The following is a 605-nucleotide window of genomic DNA, read 5'->3' as shown; positions in this document are numbered from 1 at the left end:
GGCGACGGCGGGCACGGCGACCAGTCCGGCTTCCCGGTCCGCGACCAGTGGCTCGTCTCCGGCAGGAGCGAGCGGATCACGGTGGCGGGGGGCGAAGGAGCGGTGGCCGCGTCCGGTGACAGCTTCGTCAAGGTGCCCTTCATGGAGTACTACGCCATCTTCACCGACACGTCCTCCAGCGTGGCCTGGCTCGGGAAGCGGCCCTTCAACGCCGACAGCGTCCAGCACACGGACACCTGGAACATCGGCTCCGTCGGGGCGCCCTTCTGGGTGGTCGGCGCTCCCGAGGGCGCCGAGGTGAGGAGCACCGGCAGCACCGCCGAGGCGCGCTGGACCACCACCGTCCAGGACAACTGGTACAGCGAACACGCCTACGACCAGGTGGCGTTCTACCCGCCGAGCCAGGAGGACTACTCCAACGTGTACCGCATCAGCCACTCGGTCACCGGTACCTTCCAGTTCGGCTCGTCCTTCTACACCGTGACCGCCCGCGACCGGGCCTACAGCTGATGACCCGCTCCCGTACCCGCCGCGGGACGGGCCCGCTGCTGGCCTGCTGGACGGCCGCGGCCGTTCTGGCGGCCGGCTGCGGACCGTCCGGCACG

1 protein-coding gene is annotated in these 605 nt (G+C 70.7%); it reads left to right on the top strand.

Annotated features, from left to right (window positions below; all coding sequences use genetic code 11):
* A partial coding sequence (locus CCN29_RS34165; protein WP_442538690.1) for a hypothetical protein occupies positions 1-510 on the top strand: 510 nt, incomplete at its 5' end.
* Positions 511-605: the final 95 nt, after the last annotated feature.

The organism is Streptomyces pseudogriseolus (assembly GCA_002154585.1).
Lineage (GTDB): Bacteria > Actinomycetota > Actinomycetes > Streptomycetales > Streptomycetaceae > Streptomyces > Streptomyces pseudogriseolus.
Note: the sequence above shows the minus strand (reverse complement) of the source record. Positions and strands in the feature narration are given on the sequence as shown.